Genomic DNA, 19,205 nt, shown 5'->3' on the forward strand with positions numbered 1-19,205 from the left:
CGTGCGTAATGCGTAGGTTGGATTAGCGCAAAGCGCGTAATCCAACAAACACAGGTGAGCCGGGTGTTACAGCGACGCCATATCGATCACAAAACGATACCGTACGTCGCTTTTGACCACGCGCTCAAACGCCTCATTGATATCCTGGATGCGGATGATCTCGATGTCGGACACGATATTGTGCTTGCCGCAGAAGTCCAGCATTTCCTGGGTTTCCTTGATCGAGCCGATCATGGAGCCGGACAGGCTGCGGCGCGCGCCCACCAGGCCGAAGGCGTTCACGGGCGGCACGGCGCCGTCCGGGATGCCGACGATGACCATGTTGCCGTCGACCTTCAACAGGTTGATGTACTGGTTCCAGTCGATCGAGGCGCCCACGGTGCAGATGATCAGATCGAAGGTGCCGGCCAGTTTGCTGAACGTTTCCGCGTCGTTGGTGGCGTAGTAGTGGTCGGCGCCCAGGCGCAGGCCGTCTTCGCGCTTCGACAGGGTCTGGCTCAGCACCGTCACTTCGGCGCCCATGGCGTGGGCGATCTTGACGCCCATGTGGCCCAGGCCGCCCATGCCCAGGATGGCCACTTGCTTGCCAGGGCCGGCTTTCCAGTGGTTCAGCGGCGAATACAGGGTGATGCCGGCGCACAGCAGCGGCGCGGCGGCGTCCAGCGGCAGGTTGTCGGGAATCGACAGCACATAGCCTTCCTTGACGACGATGCTATCCGAGTAGCCGCCCTGCGTGGCCGTCTTGCCGTCCGCTTCGACGCCGTTGTAGGTCTGGATCAGGCCTGGCATGTACTGTTCCAGGTCCACGTTGCGCGTCTTGCAGGTGGTGCACGAGTCGACGAAGCAGCCCACGCCCACGTGGTCGCCCACCTTGAACTTGCTCACATTGGCGCCGACGGCCGTGACGACGCCGGCGATTTCATGGCCCGGCACCATGGGGAAGGCGGCGCCGCCCCATTCGTCGCGCGCCTGGTGGATATCGGAATGGCACACGCCACAGTATTTGATCGAGATGGCCACGTCGTCTTCGCGCGGGGCGCGGCGCTCGAACGTGAACGGTTGCAGTGCGGAAGTCGGGCCCAGTGCGGCGTAGCCTTTGGCGATGGGGGTCATGAAAACTCCTGTATCTATATGTGTGTGACGAAGGGGGACGCGTGCCATGCATGCGATTGCACAAGTGTGCCTGAGAAGCCCGCCCGCCGTTACCGCGATCCTGCAAGACCTTTGCACGATCCTCCAAATCTGCGTAAGATCAAGCCTTGCCCCTCCTCGCCTGACGCCTACTCGCCCCATGTCCACACAGATCCCCCCGCAAGATGAAATCGCCGCCCTCATCAGCCGCCACGCGCCGCGCAATGGCGACTACGCGACGGCCATCGGCAACCTGACGTTTCACCGCCAGTCGTCCGTCACCGAGTCGCTGTTCCATGCGGCGCGCCCCAGCGTGGCCATCATCGCGCAGGGGGCGAAGGACGTCACATTGGGCACGGAAACCTTCCATTACAGCCGCATGCAATATCTGCTGACGTCCGTCGACCTGCCGGTGCAGGTGCGCGTGGCGCAAGCGAGCGAAGAACAGCCGCACCTGTGCGTGGTGCTGGGCATCGACATCGCCGACGTGGCGGCGCTGCTCGACAGCGAAAGCGCAGCTGGCGCGGGTGGCACCGCACTGCAGAAAATCCTGCCCGCCACGCGCGGCATTTCCGTCAGTGACGTCTCGCCCGAGCTGCTCGACGCCATGCTGCGCCTCGTGCGCCTGCTCGACAAACCGGGCGAAATCGCCGCGCTGGCGCCCCTGATCCGCCGCGAACTGACATACCGCCTGCTCAATGGCCCCGTCGGCGCGCGCCTGCGCCACATGGCGCTGGCCAGCAGCCAGTCGCACCAGGTGGCGCAAGCCATCGACTGGATCAAGCACCATTACGCGCAGCCGCTGCGCATCGAGCACCTGGCCGGCATGGCGAACATGAGCATGTCGTCGCTGCACCACCACTTCAAGGCGATTACGGCGATGACGCCGATGCAGTACCAGAAGCTGCTGCGCCTGCAGGAAGCACGGCGCTTGATGCTGGTCGAGCAGATCGACGCGGGCACGGCCGGCTACCGCGTCGGCTACGCCAGCGAATCGCAATTCAGCCGCGAATACAGCCGCCAGTTCGGCCGCGCGCCCATGCGCGACGTGGGCCAGGTGCGCGCGCAGCTGAGCGGCACCGGCACGGCTTACTCCAGCTTGCCGTAGCCGCCGCCGCCCGGCGTCTCGATGACGAACACGTCGCCGGGGCACATATCGGTCTTGCCGATGTGCGCCAGGTGCTCCACCGTGCCGTCCACCCGCTCGACATAGTTGCGTCCCAGCGCGCCCGGCGCGCCGCCATCCATGCCGAACGGCGGAATAATGCGGTTGTTCGACAAAATCGCCGCCGTCATGGGTTCCAGAAAGCGCACCCGGCGCACGCCGCCATTGCCGCCGTGCCAGCGCCCCGCGCCGCCGGAACCGGTGCGGATGCCGTAGCTGTCGAGGCGCACGGGAAAGCGCCACTCCAGAATTTCCGGGTCCGTCAGGCGCGAATTGGTCATGTTCGTCTGCACCACGTCCGTGCCGTCGAAGCCGGGACCGGCGCCCGAGCCGCCCGATATCGTCTCGTAGTACTGGTACTTGGCGCTGCCGAACGTGAAATTGTTCATCGTGCCCTGCGAGGCGGCCATCGCCCCCAGCGCGCCGTACAGGGCGTTGGTGATGCAGGTCGAGGTTTCCACATTGCCCGAGACGACGGAGGCCGGATACTGTGGGTTGAGCATGGAGCCGGACGGGATGATCACGGTCAAGGGCTTCAGGCAGCCCGCGTTCAGCGGAATGTCGTCGTCGACCAGGGTGCGGAACACGTACAGCACGGCCGCCATGCAGACGGCCGATGGCGCATTGAAGTTGTTCGGCAGCTGGGCGGACGTGCCCGTAAAGTCGATGACGGCGCTGCGTGCAGCCACGTCGACCCTGATCGCCACCTTGATCTGCGCGCCGTTGTCCAGGTCCAGCACGTAGCTGCCATCCTTCAGGGTCGTGATGACCCTGCGCACGGCTTCCTCGGCGTTGTCCTGCACGTGGCCCATGTAGGCTTGCACGACCGGCATACCGAAATGCGCGACCATGTTGTGCAGTTCCTCGGCCCCCTTCTGGTTGGCCGCCACCTGGGCGCGCAGGTCGGCCAAATTCTGCTGCGGGTTACGCGCCGCCCAGCTGGCGCCCGCCAGCAGGGCCAGGGTTGCGTCTTCGCGTATCGCGCCCGTGGCGCCGTCGACCAGCTTGAAATTGTCGATCAACACGCCCTCTTGCTCGATGCGCGTGGAATCGGGCGGCATCGAGCCCGGTGTCGTACCGCCGATATCGGCATGGTGGCCGCGCGAACCGACATAGAACAGGATGGCCTCGCCCGCTTCATCGAAGACGGGGGAAATGACCGTCACGTCGGGCAAGTGCGTGCCGCCGTGGTATGGGTCGTTCAGCATGAAGACGTCGCCGGGCCGCATGGCACCCGCATTGCGCGTCATGACGGTGCGGATACTCTCGCCCATGGAACCGAGGTGCACGGGCATGTGCGGCGCATTCGCGATCAGCTGGCCTTGGACGTCGAAGATGGCGCAGCTGAAATCGAGCCGCTCCTTGATGTTGACGGAATGGGCCGTATTTTGCAGGCGCAGGCCCATCTGCTCGGCGATCGACATGAACAGATTATTAAAAATTTCCAGCATCACGGGGTCGGCATCCGTCCCGATGGCGCGCCGCTCGGGCAAGGCGACGACCCTGCGCAAGATCAAATGCCCGTGCGCGGTGACGTCGGCGCGCCAGCCAGGTTCGATGACGGTGGTGGCGTTGGCGTCGCTGACGATGGCCGGACCATCGATGGTATCGCCGGGACGCAGGCTGTCCGCCCCATACAGGCCACTGTCGCGCCACGCTCCGGCGCAGTACATGGCCACCGTCTGCACGGGCGCCAGAGCGCCTTCACGGGGCGCATATGCCGGCATGGCCTCCGGCGGCGCATCGGACGCGCCGATGGCTTCCACGGAAATGGCTTCGACGATCAAGATGCGCGCCGGCATCAGAAAGGAAAAGCGCTTCTTGTACGCCGCTTCGAACTGCGCCTGCATGCCGGCCACCGTATCGGACAGCACGACGAGGGCCGTATCCGTGCCTTCGTAGCGCAGGTGCACGCGATGCACGAGCGCGATGCGGTCAAGCGCCACGCCCTGGCGCAACAAGTCGCCGCGCGCCAGCTCGCCCAGGGCCGCGAAATCGGTGTCCAGTTGCGTGCCCAGGGGCGCTTCGATGGCCTGTTCGCGCATGGCGCTCTGGTCGGCCAGGCCCATGCCGTAGGCCGACATCACGCCCGCCAGGCCGTGGATGAAGACCGTGCGCATGCCCAGCGCGTCGGCCACCAGGCAAGCATGCTGGCCACCCGCGCCGCCAAAGCTGGTAAGCGTATATTCCGTGACGTCGTGGCCGCGCTGCACGGAAATCTGCTTGATGGCGTTGGCCATATTGCCCACGGCGATGGCGATATAGCCTTCGGCCACCTGTTCCGGCGTGCTATCTACCGTGCGGGCCAGCGCTTCGAACTGGGCGCGCACCGTGGCCGCGTCCAGCGTTTCATTCGCGTCGGGGCCGAAGACGCGGGGGAAGAAGGCGGGCTGCAGCTTGCCCAGCATGACGTTGCAGTCGGTGACGGCCAGCGGGCCGCCGCGCCGGTAGCTGGCGGGGCCGGGATTGGCGCCCGCGCTGTCCGGCCCCACCTTGTAGCGGGCGCCGTCGAAGTGCAGGATGGAGCCGCCGCCCGCCGCCACCGTGTGGATGCTCATCATGGGCGCGCGCATGCGCACGCCGGCGATCTGCGTCTCGAACACGCGTTCGAACTCGCCCGCGTAATGCGACACGTCGGTCGAGGTGCCGCCCATGTCGAAGCCGATGACTTTATCGAAACCGGCCAGCGCGCTGGCGCGCACCATGCCGACGATGCCGCCCGCGGGGCCGGACAGGATGCTGTCTTTGCCCTGGAAGGCGCGCGCATCCGTCAAGCCGCCGTTCGACTGCATGAATTGCAGGTGCACGCCGGGCAGCTCCATCGCCAGCTGGTCGACATAGCGGCGCAGGATGGGCGACAGATAGGCGTCGACCACAGTGGTGTCGCCGCGCGCCACCAGTTTCATCATGGGGCTGACCTCGTGCGACACGGACACCTGCGTAAAACCGGCCTCGCGCGCCAGCTGCGCCACCCGCGCCTCGTGCGCGTGGTAGCGGTAGCCGTGCATCAGCACGACGGCGATGGCGCGCACGCCGCGCGCATAAGCCTGTTCCAGCGCGGCGCTGGCAGCTACTTCATCGAGCGGCGTAACCACCTCGCCGTGGGCGCCCACTCTTTCATCGATGTCGATCACGTCGCCATACAGCAGTTCCGGCAAGATGATCTGGCGCGCAAACAGCTGCGGGCGGTTCTGGTAGGCGATGCGCAAGGCGTCGCGAAAACCGCGCGTGATGGCCAGCACGGTCGGTTCGCCCTTGCGTTCGAGCAGCGCATTGGTGGCCACCGTCGTGCCCATCTTGATGGCGCCCACCTGTTCCACGGGCAGCGGCGCATCGGAGGCAAGGCCCATCAGCTGGCGCATGCCGGCCAGCGCCGCGTCGCGGTACTGGCCCGGGTTCTCCGACAGCAGCTTGTGTGTGGCCAGGCTGCCGTCAGGACGGCGCGCCACGATGTCCGTAAAAGTGCCGCCCCGGTCGATCCAGAATTGCCAGTCCATCGTCCTGCCCCCGTACTTATGTGAGATGGCTATTGTAGCTGCCAAACAGGGGCGCGTTTCAGGCGTGCGCGCCTTGCCTTCCGCGTGGATCGGCCGTATGTTGAAGGCATATCAATAAATGGAACGCCCCATGACCCCGACCGACTTTGCCAGCACCGCCCTTCCCCTGTATTCCATCGCCGAACTGCGCGCCATCGAACAAGCCGCCATGCGCGACCTGCCGCAAGGGCTGCTGATGCAGCGCGCGGGCCAGGCCGCCGCCAGCACCGCCCTGAAGCTGCTGCACGCTGCGGAAGACGGCGACGACGCGGGCCACCGGCGCGTGCTGGTGCTGGCCGGCCCTGGCGACAACGGCGGCGATGCGCTGGAAGCGGCCGCCCATCTGGCCGGCAGCGGCCTCGAAGTACTCGTCTGGCTGGCGCCCGAGGCGCCTGCCACATCGCCCGAGCGCGAACAGGCGCTGAGCCGCGCGCGCAACAGCGCCGCGCGCTTGCTGGAAGCGGCCAACTCCATGGCGTCGGCGGCGGTGGGCGCGGCGCCATGGCACCTGGTCATCGACGGCCTGTTCGGCATCGGCGCGTCGCGCCCCCTGGACGGCGAATGCCGCGACATGGCGCAGCTGGTCAACAACCTGGCATGCCCCGTACTGGCGCTCGACGTGCCCAGCGGCCTGCACGCGGACACGGGCGCCATCGACGGCGTCGCCATCCGCGCCACGCATACGCTCACCTTCCTCGGCGACAAACCGGGCCTGCACACGGCGAATGGCCGCGACTATGCGGGCGAGGTGGAAGTGGCGGCGCTGGCCATCGACCCTGCCCTGCTGCCGCCCGCCAACGCCCAGCTGGGCGGACTGCACCTGTTCGCCCGCCAGCTGCAGCCGCGCCAGCAAAACACGCACAAGGGCAGCTACGGCAGCGTGGCCATCATCGGCGGCGCGCAAGGCATGGCGGGCGCGCCCATCCTGGCGGCGCGCACGGCCCTGCACGCGGGCGCGGGAAGAGTGTATATCGCCTTTCCCGACACGCCGCCCGCGTTTGACAGCGGCCAGCCGGAACTGATGTGCCGCCGCGCCCAGGACGTGGATTTCTCGGGCCTGCACTTTGCCGCGCTGGTGGCGGGACCGGGCCTCGGCGACGACGTCGATACGGTGGAACTGCTGCAGCGCACGTTCGAGAGCGACAGCCCGCTGCTGCTCGACGCGGACGCGCTGAACCTGATGGCGGCCGAACCGGAACTGCAATCGGCGCTGGCCGTGCGCACGGGCGCGGGCGCGACGATCTTGACGCCGCATCCGCTGGAAGCGGCGCGCCTGCTCGACCTGACGGTGGCCGAGGTGCAGGCCGACCGCCTGGGCGCAGCGCGCCAGCTGGCGGCGCAGCTGGGCGTCATCGTCGTATTGAAAGGCTCGGGCACGGTGATCGCCGCGCAGGATGGCAGCGTGGTGGTCAACAACACGGGCAGCCCCGCGCTGGCGACGGCAGGCACGGGCGACGTGTTGTCAGGCCTGTGCGGCAGCCTGCTGGCGCAGGGCTGGCCCGAGTGGGAAGCGGCGCTCGGCGCCGTCTGGCTGCATGGCGCGGCGGCCGACGCGCTGGTGGCCGCTGGCAGCGGTCCCATCGGGCTGACGGCGGGGGAATTGATCCCGGCGATACGCAGGTTGATCAATGCCTTGTCGGCATAGGCATGCGGTGCGGTGGTGTTGGATTACGCTGCGCTAATCCAACCTACGGCCCGGAGGTCGGGTAGGTCGGGTAGGTCGGATTAGCGCGCAGCGCGTAATCCGACAAACACCAGCAGCAATCACACCAGCCTGCCCGCCGCTATCGTGATGGTGCGGCCGCAGCGGGCCGCGATCGAGCTGTCGTGCGTGACCAGCACCAGGGTCGAGCCCCGTTCGCGGTTCAGCTCGAACATCAGCTGGATCACGGCCTCCCCGGTGGCGGCGTCCAGGCTGCCCGTCGGCTCGTCGGCGAACAGCAGCGGCGGTTCCGTGACAAACGCGCGGGCCAGGGCCACGCGCTGCTGCTCGCCGCCGGACAGGTATTTCGGATAGTGTTTCAGGCGGCTGCCCAGGTTGACCCTGCCCAGCATGGCTTGCGCCTTTTCCTTCGCGTCCGGGTCACCGCGTAATTCCAGCGGCAGCATGACGTTTTCCAGCGCCGTCAGGTGGGCCAGCAGCTGGAACGATTGGAACACGAAACCGAGCTTTTCCTTGCGGAAACCGGCGCGTCCGTCTTCATCGAGGGCAAAGATATCCGTGCCGTCAAGGATGACCTTGCCCCCGCTGGGGGTATCCAGGCCGGCCAGCAGGCCTAACAAAGTCGACTTGCCGGAACCGGAGGCGCCGACGATGGCCAGCGTCTCCGCCGTTTGCACGGTAAAATCGACTTGATGCAGGATGGTCAGCTCACCATCGGCATCAGGTACGCGCTTGGCCAGCTGGACCACTTCGATGGCCGGCCGGGCATTTTGGCTGTTTTGACTATTGAGTGCGGCGGGCCGCTGGGCCGCCGCGTCTGATGGAAGAAAACTGGTGGAAGTCGCTTTAGGGAATTCGGGCATGCTGATCTATCTTAAAAAATTTCGTGAACAAATAAGTATCCAGGGCGACAATCCGTTGCGGCGGCGCACTCTGTCCTTGCTTCCTGCGGCAGCCCTGCTCCTGGTGTCAGGCATGACGAACGCCTATTCTGCACCAAAAACGCTGCTGGTGCTTGGCGACAGCCTCTCGGCCGAATATGGCCTGGCACGCGGTACTGGATGGGTGGCGCTGCTGGAACAGCGACTGGCCGCGCAAAAGAATGACACGCGCATCGTCAACGCCAGCATCAGCGGCGAGACCACCAGCGGCGGCCGCGCGCGCCTGCCCGCCCTGCTGGCCAGGCACCAGCCCGACGTGGTCCTGATCGAACTGGGCGCCAACGACGGTTTGCGCGGCTTGCCCGTGGCCGCCGCCGAAGCGAATCTGCGCGCCATGGGGGAAGCGGCCAAAAAAACGGGCGCGCAGGTGGTGCTGGTGGGCATGCGCATGCCACCCAACTATGGCCGCGCCTATGGCGAGCAGTTTTATGGCGTGTACGGCAAGCTGGCGAAGGAATGGAAGGCGCCGCTGGTGCCCTTCATGTTCGAAGGCATCGCCGACCAGCCGCAGCTATTCCAGGCCGACCGCATGCACCCGAATGCCAAGGCGCACCCGACCATCCTGAAAAACATCTGGCCGCAACTGGCGCCGTTGCTGAACGCCAAGTAAAGCAGAGATTCTGCAGACAAAAAAATAGCCGCTCTGGGAGCGGCTCTTTTTATGCGTGGAAACTAAATCTTACGGTGCTGACGCTGGGGCCGCTGGCGCGGTCACCGGCTTGACGATCTTCACCTTGGCCTTGGCTTTCAGGTACTCGACGTAATCGTACATTTCCTGTTGCGCCAGGATGCCGCTGATCTGGTCTTTCTCTTGCTGGCGGCGTGCCGCGTCCACTTGTGCCGGCTGCTGCACCTTGGCGATGCGGTAGATGCCGTAGCCCAGGGCTGGCAAGTCCACGCCCACGTACGCTGGCAGCTTGCTCGTGTCGGCTTTCATGACTTGCGCGATGGCGGCGCGGTTGATGCCGTCGAGCTTGCTGCGCGACACCCATTGCGCGGCGCCGAAACCGCTGGCGTCACCGGAAGCCTTCAAGGCGGCCAGCTTGGCTTCGCCCGCTTTCTTGGCCAGCTTTTCCGCTTCTTCCATCGTCACGCGCTGACGGATCATCGCTTCGACTTCGGCCAGCGGACGCTTGCTTGCTGGTTTGAACTCCACCACGCGACCGGCGATCAGCACGTTCGGTGCGACGGTGACGGCTTCCGTGTTGCGCTTGTCTTTCAACGAATCGTTCGAGAAGATGGCGGTCAGAAACTTGGCGTTGTTGAACGGCGCCTTGCCCAGTGCCGGCGACGGCGTGCGCGACAGGTTGGCGACGGTTTCCACTTTCAGTTTCAGCTTGTCGGCCACCGGTTTCAAGCTGTCCGATTGCTCGTAGACCGTGTTGGTGAACGTTTCCGCCATTTCCGAGTATTTCTTGGCAGCAAATTGCTTGCGCAAGTCGGCCGTGATTTCGCCGCGTACTTCATCGAGTGCCTTGACGTGCTGTGGCTTGAGCGAGGTGACGGTCAGGATGTGGTAGCCGAAATCGGAAGCGACGACATCGCTGATTTCGCCTTGCTTGAGCTTGCTTACCGCGCTCAGCAGTGGTGCTGGCAAGCCATCCTTGCCAATCACGCCCAGGTCGCCACCCTGTTCGGCGGAGGCTGGATCTTCCGACTTGGCTTTCGCCACGGCGGCAAAGCTGGCAGGCGTTTTGCGCACGTCAGCCAGGATGGCTTCAGCCTTGGCCTTGGCGGCTGCCTTGTCGGCGGCCGGGGCGTCTTTCTTGACGGCGACGAGGATGTGGCTGGCCTGGCGCGCTTCTGGCGTCGTGTAGGCTTTCTGGTTCTTCGCGTAGTAGCCGGTGACGTCAGCTTCGGTGACGTCGACTTGCTCGCCGGCGGCGCTGTCGTCCAGCACGACGTATTCGATCTTCGCTTGTTCCGGGATTTCGAAGAACTTGCTGTTCTTGTCATAGAAAGCCTTGATCATGGCGTCCGTCACTTTGACTTCCGACACGTACTGGGCGATCGGCAACAGCAGTTCCTGCACTTCACGCTCTTCCGAGGTGATGTCGGACAGGCGCTTGGAGACGGTGCTCGGCGCGAAGGCGGTGCCTTGCACGGCGCCGGCCAGTTGCTGCAGGGCCATATCGCTGCGGCGGCGCGCATCGTACATCTGCGGCGTCATGCCTTGCGCGGCCAGCATGGCCTTGTAGCGTTCCAGGTCGAATTTACCGTCCGGCAAGGTCAGGCCTGGGATTTCCAGCACTTCCTTTTGCAGCACGGCATCGCTGATGACCAGGTGGCTACGGCCCACTTCGGCGGCCACGGCGCGCTCGGCGATCAGGTTGTCGAGGATGCTCTGGCGCGCTTCCGGCGTGTCAAACATTTTCTGGTCGAACTGCTCGCCCATCATCTGGCGGTAGCGGTCGATCTGCTGGCGTTGCGCTTCTTCATATTGCTGCTGCGTAACGACCTGGTCGCCGACCTTGGCGATGGTGTTCGCGCCGTCGCCGAAGCTTTGGTAGCCGCTGATACCGACCAGTGCAAAAGACGGGACGATGACCAGCATCAAGAGAAACTGCATCAAGCGTCGATGGGTACGAATAAATTCAAACATGGTCAGCCAATTCGGGATGAGTGGATCACTATAAAAAAAGGCGAACATGCGTTCGCCTTGATTTCTTCGGCGGAATGGACGGGACAGATGTCCACTTCCCCTTTAGATTCAACAACTTGGCGCTGGAACTAAAGCAGGATTCTGACGCCCAAGCCATTATCTCCTGATTCTACAATGCCCATAGCGCTATAGCAAGAGTAAATCAGGGCGCGCGCCCTGCCCTGGCGTCGCGTGGACGGCAAGGCGCCGGGCTCACGCATTTAACCGGACGCAGCTTAAAGCCGATTTAAACGCAGGCTTTTTTATTCAACATGGCAGGACGGGATTTTAAAAACAGGCGCGCCGAGATAATCTGGCGCTGGAAAAGAAAAACCCGCGCTACTTATTCAGCAGCGCGGGCTTCTATATTCTGGCGGAGCGGACGGGACTCGAACCCGCGACCCCCGACGTGACAGGCCGGTATTCTAACCAACTGAACTACCACTCCTTAAGAGCGTATTTTTTTGGCGGAGCGGACGGGACTCGAACCCGCGACCTCCGACGTGACAGGCCGGCATTCTAACCAACTGAACTACCACTCCGAAAAATACACAGTACTGCTTGCATTTGTATTCAAGGTTGCGATTCGCAGAACTTCAACCCTGAAATCGCGGCACCCGAAAGCGCCGCCAAATGTTTCCGGTGATTGTCACCTCACCGAAGTCCGTTAGTTTACAGCATCCTTCAAAGCTTTACCAGCTTTAAATTTTGGAACTTTTGCTGCTTCGATCGTGATCGCTTCTTTGGTACGCGGATTGCGGCCGGTACGCTCAGCGCGTTCGCTGACCGAGAAAGTGCCAAAACCAACCAGCGTCACGCTGTCGTTGTTTTTCAAAGTTTCCGTCACGCCGCCGATAACAGCGTCGAGTGCGCGCGCAGCGGCGGCTTTGGAAAGGTCAGCTTTTTCAGCAATGTGGTCGATCAATTCAGTCTTGTTCACTAGCATCCCCAATTACAAAGGTATAAAACGATTACCGTATCGTTGCGGCACTTTTGGCACCACAGCTGTCCGGCGAAAAAAATGTGCAGGCGTATTAAACAAGCCACACTGTATATGTGTCAAGCGCTTTGGGGGCGCAATTCACGTTTCAATATAAAACAAGCGCTCTAAAAGCGCTTGTTTGGGGAAAACAGGGGTAAAACGTTAGTGTTTTACCACCTCGCCAGCCGCGTCAGGCTTGGCCGCGGCAGCCGTGACAGCCTCCACCGCAGCGACTTCCACCAATGGTTCAGGCATGCGTTCAAGCGCGATTTCCAGCACTTTGTCGATCCAGCGCACGGGCACGATCTCCAGCTTGTTCTTGACGTTGTCCGGAATTTCGGCCAGGTCTTTCACATTCTGCTCTGGAATCAGGACCGTCTTGATGCCGCCGCGATGGGCCGCCAGCAGCTTCTCTTTCAGGCCGCCGATCGGCAACACTTCGCCGCGCAAGGTGATCTCGCCCGTCATCGCCACGTCGGCGCGCACGGGGATGCCCGTGAAGACCGACACCATCGCCACCGTCATGGCCGCGCCAGCCGAAGGGCCGTCCTTCGGTGTCGCGCCTTCCGGCACGTGGATGTGGATGTCGCTCTTCTCGAACACGTCCGCCTTGATGCCCAGGCGCTGCGCCCGGCTGCGCACCACCGTGCGGGCGGCCTCGATCGACTCTTTCATGACGTCGCCCAGGGTACCCGTGCGGATGATGCCGCCCTTGCCCGGCATCGACACGGCTTCGATGGTCAGCAGATCGCCGCCCACTTCCGTCCATGCCAGACCGACCACCTGGCCCACCTGGTTTTCTTTCTCTGCGACACCGAAATCATAGCGGCGCACGCCGAGGAATTTATCCAGGTTCTTCGAGTTGACGATGACTTTCTTGTCGGATTTCTTCAGCAGCAGCATCTTGACCACCTTGCGGCAGATCTTCGACACTTCACGCTCGAGCGAACGCACACCGGCTTCCCGCGTGTAGTAGCGGATGATGTCGCGCAAGGCCGACTCGGCCACCGAGATTTCCTCTTCCTTCAAGCCATTGTTCTTGATCTGCTTCGGCAGCAGATAACGCTGCGCGATGCTGGTCTTTTCATCTTCCGTGTAACCGGACAGACGGATCACTTCCATGCGGTCAAGCAAGGCTGGCGGAATATTGTACGAGTTCGACGTGGCCACGAACATCACGTCCGAGAGGTCGAAATCGACTTCGATGTAATGGTCGGAGAACGTGTGGTTCTGTTCCGGGTCTAACACTTCCAGCAGGGCCGACGACGGATCGCCACGGAAATCGGCGCCCATCTTGTCGACTTCATCGAGCAGGAACAGAGGATTGCGCACGCCGACCTTCGACAGCGATTGCAAAATCTTGCCCGGCATCGAGCCGATGTAGGTACGGCGGTGGCCGCGGATCTCGGCTTCGTCGCGCACGCCGCCCAGGGCCATGCGCACGAACTTGCGGTTCGTGGCGCGGGCGATGGACTGGCCCAGCGAGGTCTTGCCCACGCCCGGAGGACCGACGAAGCACAGGATAGGCGCTTTCAGCTTGTCGACGCGCTGTTGCACCGCGAGGTATTCCAGGATGCGTTCCTTGACCTTGTCGAGGCCGTAGTGGTCGCCCTCGAGCACTTTTTCCGCATTCGCCAGGTCGTTATTGACCTTGGATTTCTTTTTCCAAGGCAAGTTGACGAGGGTGTCGATGTAGTTGCGCACGACGGTGGCTTCGGCCGACATCGGCGACATCAGCTTGAGCTTTTTCAGTTCGTTGGTCGCCTTGTCGAGCGCTTCCTTCGGCATTTTTGCCGAAGCGACTTTTTTCTCCAGCTCGTCGAGGTCGGCACCATCTTCGCCCTCGCCCAGTTCTTTCTGGATCGCCTTGACTTGCTCGTTCAGGTAATACTCGCGCTGCGATTTTTCCATCTGGCGCTTGACGCGACCGCGGATGCGCTTTTCCACCTGCAAGATGTCGAGCTCGCCTTCGAGCTGACCCAACAGATGTTCGAGGCGCTTGGCCACGCTGAAAATTTCCAGGATGACTTGTTTTTGCTCCAGCTTCAGGGGCAGATGCGCGGCCACCGTGTCGGCCAGGCGGCCGGCGTCATCGATGCCCGACAGCGATGCCAGGATTTCCGGTGGAATCTTTTTGTTCAGTTTGACGTACTGGTCGAACTGCTGCACGATCGCGCGGCGCATGGCTTCGACTTCCGACTCGTCGCCCGGCTCGGACTCGAGCGGCGTCAGGTCGGCGATGAAGTGCGTCGGCGCATCGCTGATGTGGTTGATACGGGCACGCTGCGCGCCTTCGACCAGCACCTTGACGGTGCCATCGGGCAGCTTCAGCATTTGCAGAATATTGGCGACACAGCCAATTTCATAGATATCCGAAGGGGACGGCTCGTCCTTCGCGGCTGCTTTTTGAGCGGCAAGCATGATGCTCTTGCCCTGCTCCATCGCAGCTTCCAGCGCCTTGATCGACTTTGGACGGCCAACGAACAGCGGTATCACCATATGCGGGAAAACGACGACATCCCGCAACGGCAATAACGGCAGTTGAGTTTGCTCAGTTAATTTGGAAGTTGTCATGGCGTACCTTATAGAAAGCGTGTTTACGATGTTGGCGCTCGCTGCCAAAACACAAGACCGGCGAGAATAAATAATTCTGTGAAACAAACATTTTTTTGTCTATTTCGCAAAACACACCCGCATGACTGTAACAAATGCAGTTTTCACAGTAAAAAAGCCACACGCAGCTAAGCGCCGCGAGTGGCTTTCCGATTGAAGCCTGCACTCATTGATTTAAATTGTACTGCCATGCATTAAGGAATCAAAACCCTTTTTATGCATTTGTCTCGGCAGTAATCAATTTTCTCCGGAGGCCTTGGCAGTCTCTTGATAAATCAACAAAGGTTTGGCGCCACTGGTGATGGTATTTTCGTCGATGACGACCTTCACCACATTTTGTTCGCTCGGCAGTTCGTACATGACGTCCAGCAAAGCATGTTCCAGGATGGAACGCAGGCCACGGGCACCGGTCTTGCGCGCCAGCGCCTTCTTGGCGATCGCATGCAGGGCGGCCGGACGAATCTCCAGTTCCGCGCCTTCCATCTCGAGCAGCTTCGAATACTGCTTGATCAGCGCATTCTTCGGCTCGACCAGGATCTGGATCAGCGCCTCTTCCGTCAATTCCGCCAGGGTGGCGATGACGGGCAGACGACCGACCAGTTCCGGGATCAGGCCGAACTTGACCAGATCTTCCGGTTCCGCTTGCAACATCAGTTCGCTGGCCGAGCTTTGCGACTTGCTGCGCACGGTAGCCGAGAAGCCGATGCCGCTCTTTTCGGAACGGTTGGCGATCACTTTCGACAGGCCGTCGAAGGCGCCGCCGCAGATGAACATGATGTTGGTCGTGTCGATCTGCACGAAATCCTGGTTCGGGTGCTTGCGGCCGCCTTGTGGCGGCACGGAAGCCATGGTGCCTTCGATGAGTTTCAACAAGGCTTGCTGCACGCCCTCGCCCGACACGTCGCGCGTGATGGACGGATTGTCGGACTTGCGCGAAATCTTGTCGATCTCATCGATGTAGACGATGCCGCGCTGGGCTTTCTCGACGTCATAGTTGCAGCTTTGCAGCAGCTTCTGGATGATGTTTTCCACGTCTTCACCCACGTAACCGGCTTCGGTCAGGGTGGTGGCGTCGGCGATCACGAACGGCACGTTGAGCATGCGCGCCAGGGTCTGTGCCAGCAGGGTCTTGCCCGAGCCGGTAGGACCGACCAGCAAGATGTTGCTCTTGGCCAGTTCGATGTCGTCTTTCTTGCCCAGGTGCTTGAGGCGCTTGTAATGGTTGTACACCGCCACCGACAGGATGCGCTTGGCAGTCTGCTGGCCGATCACGTACTGATCGAGCAAGGCGGCAATTTCTTGCGGCGTCGGCAGGTCGGATTTGGTACCGGTCACCGTCTCGATGCTCGACGTTTCATCACGGATGATGTCGTTGCACAGGTCGATGCACTCGTCGCAAATGAACACGGACGGGCCGGCGATGAGTTTCTTCACCTCGTGCTGGCTTTTGCCGCAGAACGAGCAATACAGTAATTTTTCGCCGCTAGAGGATTTTTTGTCTGACATAAGGCATTTTGGTTGGAACTGCATTAACAATATTGCAAAATCGCAAGCCGGAGTGCGGTAGTTGCCGGCAAAGGCAGCCACCCATGGCGCAAGTCAACAACGTGCACAAGCTCCATGCTACCCGAAATAAAAGCGAAACGCCCGAACGTTTGATCGCCCGGGCGTTTACTTACTTGCTTAGCAATACCGGTAGGGGCTCATCAAGCGCGGCTAGTCAACACTTTGTCGATCAAACCATACTCAACGGCCTCGTCGGCGGACATGAAACGGTCGCGGTCGGTATCCTTGGCGATCTGTTCGATCGTCTGGCCCGTGCGCTCGGCCATGATGCCGTTCAAGCGGGTGCGCAGGTAAAGGATTTCCTTCGCCTGGATCTCGATGTCGGACGCCATGCCTTGCGAACCACCGGACGGCTGGTGAATCATGATGCGCGAGTTCGGCAGCGAGAAACGCTTGCCCTTGGCGCCAGCGGCCAGCAGGAAAGCGCCCATCGAGGCAGCCATGCCCGTGCACAGGGTCGAGACGTCCGGCTTGATGAACTGCATGGTGTCGTAGATGGCCATGCCGGCCGAGACCGAACCACCTGGCGAGTTGATGTAGAGCGAGATTTCCTTTTCCGGATTTTCGCTTTCCAGGAACAGCAGCTGGGCGACAACCAGGTTGGCCATCTGGTCATTGACCGGGCCGACCATGAAAATCAAGCGTTCCTTCAGCAGGCGCGAGTAAATATCATACGAGCGCTCGCCGCGACCGCTTTGTTCCACCACCATCGGCACCAGGCCGAGCATCTCTGTGTCCAGCGCCGGATTACGGTTCATACCTGTCATTTCATTTCCTTGTGAAGCAGTTAGAGGGCGCCGCCTCGGCCTTGCGGCCGGGAGCGGCGTCCGGATACCAACTGGTTTACGCTTGTGCGTTGCTTCCCATCAGTTCGTCGAAAGCAACTGCTTTCGTCGTGACTTTCGACAGGCCCAACACGTAAGTGACGACGTTTTCTTCCAATACAAGGGCTTCGATCTCACCCAGACGACGACGGTCGCTGTAGTAGTACTTCAGCACTTCGCGTGGATCTTCATAGCTTTGGGCGAAGTCTTCGATCTGCGCCTTGACTTGCTCAGGCGTCGCTTGCAGGTTGTTGTCGCCCACCAGTTGCGACAGGATCAGGCCCAGGCGTACGCGACGCTCGGCTTTTTCCGCGAACAGTTCTGCTGGGAAAGGCACGTCCTTGACGTTCATGCCGCGCTGCGCCATGTCTTGACGGGTCATTTCGGCCAGACGCTCGGAATCCTGAGCGATCAGGGTTTTTGGCACTTCCAGCTCAGCAACTTTGATCAGCGCGTCCATGACGGCTTCCTTGTTGCGCGCTTTCACGCGGCCAGCGACTTCGCGCTGCAGGTTGACTTTGATGTCTTCGCGCATTTTGGCCAGGTCGCCATCGGCAACGCCCAGCGATTTGGCGAATTCAGCATCGACTTCCGGCAGGTGCGCCCATTCCAGCTTTTGCAGGGTGATGGTGAACGAAGCGGTTTTGCCGGCCACGTCCTTGCCATGGTAGTCCTCAGGGAACGACAATGGGAAAGTCTTGGACTCGCCCACTTTCAGGCCCAGCGTCGCTGCTTCGAATTCTGGCAGCATGCGGCCTTCGCCCAGCACGAAAGCGTAGCCTTCAGCTTTGCCGCCTGGGAATTCAACGCCGTCGATCGAGCCGACGAAGTCGACGGTCACGCGGTCGCCGTTGGCAGCGATCGGCTCACCGCCGTCGCCGTGTTCGCCAGCTTCGCCCTTGGTGTGGAAGTGCACGCGCTGCTTGCGCAGGATATCGATGGTCTTGTCGATTTCGGCTTCCGACACTTCGGCTTGCACGGTTTCGATTTCAACGGCCGTCAGGTCGCCGATGACGACTTCCGGATACACTTCGAACGTTGCATCGAAAGCCAGCTGGCCTTCGGCTGCTTCTTCTTTCGGCACGATGTTCGGGAAACCGGCCACGCGCAGATTGTTTTCGTTGGCGGCGTCGTTGAACGCGCGGCCGACTTTGTCGTTCAGCACTTCGGATTCAATTTGGTAGCCGTATTGTGCTGCGACCATTTTCAACGGCACTTTGCCCGGACGGAAGCCCGGTGCCTTAGCCGTACGGGCTTGCACTTTCAGGCGCTTCTCAACTTCCGTGCGGACGTCCGTCAGCGGGAAGGAGATCGTGATACGACGTTCGAGTTTGCCCAAGGTTTCGACTGCAGTTGCCATGTAAAAAATCGTCCAAAAAATAAACACTGTTGGTGCGAGAAAAGAAGACCCGACCCCTTGCGCCATCGCTGACGGCAAGACATGGGTCCAGCTTCACTCGCTCGCATATTCATCTGTAAAAGTACTGAAAACAGGACGATGGACCTGGTCTACCCGGCTGAGGGAAAAACCCGCACCAGGCACCAAACAATCCGCCGCTTCCAGTACCGCGACAGGGCTCCGAGCGTCCAGCCTTGCTTCCAAGTAAATGCAAGGCAGGCCATCATTCGGTAAAGCGTGGCATTATAACAAAGGACTTCGGGAAAGTGGCTGGCCTTACAGCCCGGCCACAGAGGATGCCAGCGGTGGCGAATGAATCGCCACAGCCTGGGTTGCCCTGTCTTTACTCTTGCCCCGGCATTCCTTATTTCGCCAGAGACAGGCTTTCCAGCCTGCTTCGTTCATTAGTATATGCGAACTGTCGCTCCGTCCGAAACAAAGAAATGCGCTCTTGACGAAGATTTCAGTCAAAAAACCTTTGATTTAGCTCAATTTGGCCATTTTTCAGGCAAACCTAAGCCGCCGCGCGCCTCTCCAAGTGAATTTAATGGAGAAAATATCATGAGCGATAGCGCACCCGGCGGTTCCAGCAACGCCAAAGCCAAGCTGCAAATGGTCCTCAGCCGCCTGCTCGACGGCGTAAGCGATGACGACCTGCAAAAAATCCAGACGGAAGTCGATGAAATGGAATTGCGCATGCAGGGAGACGGTCATCACGACCACGACCACCCCACCGCCGCCTGA

At 61.5% G+C, this 19,205-nt stretch carries 13 protein-coding genes and 2 tRNA genes; 4 read left to right on the forward strand and 11 right to left on the reverse strand.

What is annotated here, in order from left to right:
- Positions 1-66 precede the first annotated feature (66 nt).
- On the reverse strand, positions 67-1,113 hold the full coding sequence (locus KY494_RS03335) for an NAD(P)-dependent alcohol dehydrogenase (RefSeq protein ID WP_219889903.1): 1,047 nt from the start codon (positions 1,111-1,113) through the stop codon (positions 67-69).
- A gap of 178 nt (positions 1,114-1,291) precedes the next feature.
- On the opposite strand from KY494_RS03335, the gene KY494_RS03340 reads away from it, so the two are divergent.
- A complete protein-coding gene (locus tag KY494_RS03340) occupies positions 1,292-2,239 on the forward strand; it encodes an AraC family transcriptional regulator (RefSeq protein WP_219135215.1) in 948 nt (315 codons plus the stop codon).
- Here the strand turns inward: KY494_RS03340 and KY494_RS03345 are convergent.
- On the reverse strand, positions 2,221-5,793 hold the full coding sequence (locus tag KY494_RS03345) for a hydantoinase B/oxoprolinase family protein (RefSeq protein WP_219889904.1): 3,573 nt from the start codon (positions 5,791-5,793) through the stop codon (positions 2,221-2,223). The two genes, KY494_RS03340 and KY494_RS03345, sit on opposite strands and share 19 nt — an antisense overlap.
- Positions 5,794-5,923: 130 nt before the next feature.
- On the opposite strand from KY494_RS03345, the gene KY494_RS03350 reads away from it, so the two are divergent.
- Positions 5,924-7,477: an NAD(P)H-hydrate dehydratase gene (locus KY494_RS03350; RefSeq protein ID WP_219889905.1), complete on the forward strand. Its 1,554-nt coding sequence runs from the start codon at positions 5,924-5,926 to the stop codon at positions 7,475-7,477.
- A 119-nt stretch (positions 7,478-7,596) separates the two neighbouring features.
- On the opposite strand, the gene KY494_RS03355 is transcribed toward KY494_RS03350, so the two are convergent.
- Complete coding sequence (locus KY494_RS03355; protein WP_375143455.1) at positions 7,597-8,358, reverse strand: ABC transporter ATP-binding protein; 762 nt, start codon at positions 8,356-8,358, stop codon at positions 7,597-7,599.
- Positions 8,359-8,470: 112 nt separating this feature from the next.
- Here KY494_RS03355 and KY494_RS03360 point away from each other — a divergent pair, with 112 nt between their 5' ends.
- Positions 8,471-9,046: an arylesterase gene (locus KY494_RS03360; RefSeq protein WP_219889906.1), complete on the forward strand. Its 576-nt coding sequence runs from the start codon at positions 8,471-8,473 to the stop codon at positions 9,044-9,046.
- Positions 9,047-9,115: 69 nt separating this feature from the next.
- On the opposite strand, the gene KY494_RS03365 is transcribed toward KY494_RS03360, so the two are convergent.
- The 8 genes from KY494_RS03365 to tig all read right to left on the reverse strand — a co-directional run bounded on the left by KY494_RS03365 (position 9,116) and on the right by tig (position 18,422).
- Positions 9,116-11,038 (reverse strand): SurA N-terminal domain-containing protein, encoded by a 1,923-nt coding sequence (locus tag KY494_RS03365; protein WP_219889907.1) that lies wholly within the window; start codon positions 11,036-11,038, stop codon positions 9,116-9,118.
- A 410-nt stretch (positions 11,039-11,448) separates the two neighbouring features.
- Positions 11,449-11,525, reverse strand: a tRNA-Asp gene (locus tag KY494_RS03370).
- 17 nt (positions 11,526-11,542) lie between these two features.
- Positions 11,543-11,619, reverse strand: a tRNA-Asp gene (locus KY494_RS03375).
- Positions 11,620-11,744: 125 nt separating this feature from the next.
- Entirely contained in the window at positions 11,745-12,017 is a 273-nt protein-coding gene (locus tag KY494_RS03380; protein WP_219889908.1) for an HU family DNA-binding protein, read from the reverse strand.
- Between the two features lie 204 nt (positions 12,018-12,221).
- Entirely contained in the window at positions 12,222-14,633 is a 2,412-nt protein-coding gene (lon, locus tag KY494_RS03385; protein ID WP_219135219.1) for an endopeptidase La, read from the reverse strand.
- Positions 14,634-14,909: 276 nt separating this feature from the next.
- Positions 14,910-16,178, reverse strand: a complete 1,269-nt coding sequence (clpX, locus tag KY494_RS03390) for an ATP-dependent Clp protease ATP-binding subunit ClpX (RefSeq protein WP_010398446.1) — start codon at positions 16,176-16,178, stop codon at positions 14,910-14,912.
- A gap of 200 nt (positions 16,179-16,378) precedes the next feature.
- A complete protein-coding gene (clpP, locus tag KY494_RS03395) occupies positions 16,379-16,996 on the reverse strand; it encodes an ATP-dependent Clp endopeptidase proteolytic subunit ClpP (RefSeq protein WP_369811567.1) in 618 nt (205 codons plus the stop codon).
- An 85-nt stretch (positions 16,997-17,081) separates the two neighbouring features.
- The gene (gene tig, locus KY494_RS03400; RefSeq protein ID WP_219135220.1) at positions 17,082-18,422 is read right to left on the reverse strand and encodes a trigger factor; all 1,341 of its coding nucleotides are present in this window, start codon (positions 18,420-18,422) and stop codon (positions 17,082-17,084) included.
- Positions 18,423-19,022: 600 nt separating this feature from the next.
- Here tig and KY494_RS03405 point away from each other — a divergent pair.
- Positions 19,023-19,205: a hypothetical protein gene (locus KY494_RS03405; RefSeq protein WP_099763919.1), complete on the forward strand. Its 183-nt coding sequence runs from the start codon at positions 19,023-19,025 to the stop codon at positions 19,203-19,205.

This window comes from Janthinobacterium sp. PAMC25594 (genome assembly GCF_019443505.1).
GTDB lineage: Bacteria > Pseudomonadota > Gammaproteobacteria > Burkholderiales > Burkholderiaceae_D > Janthinobacterium.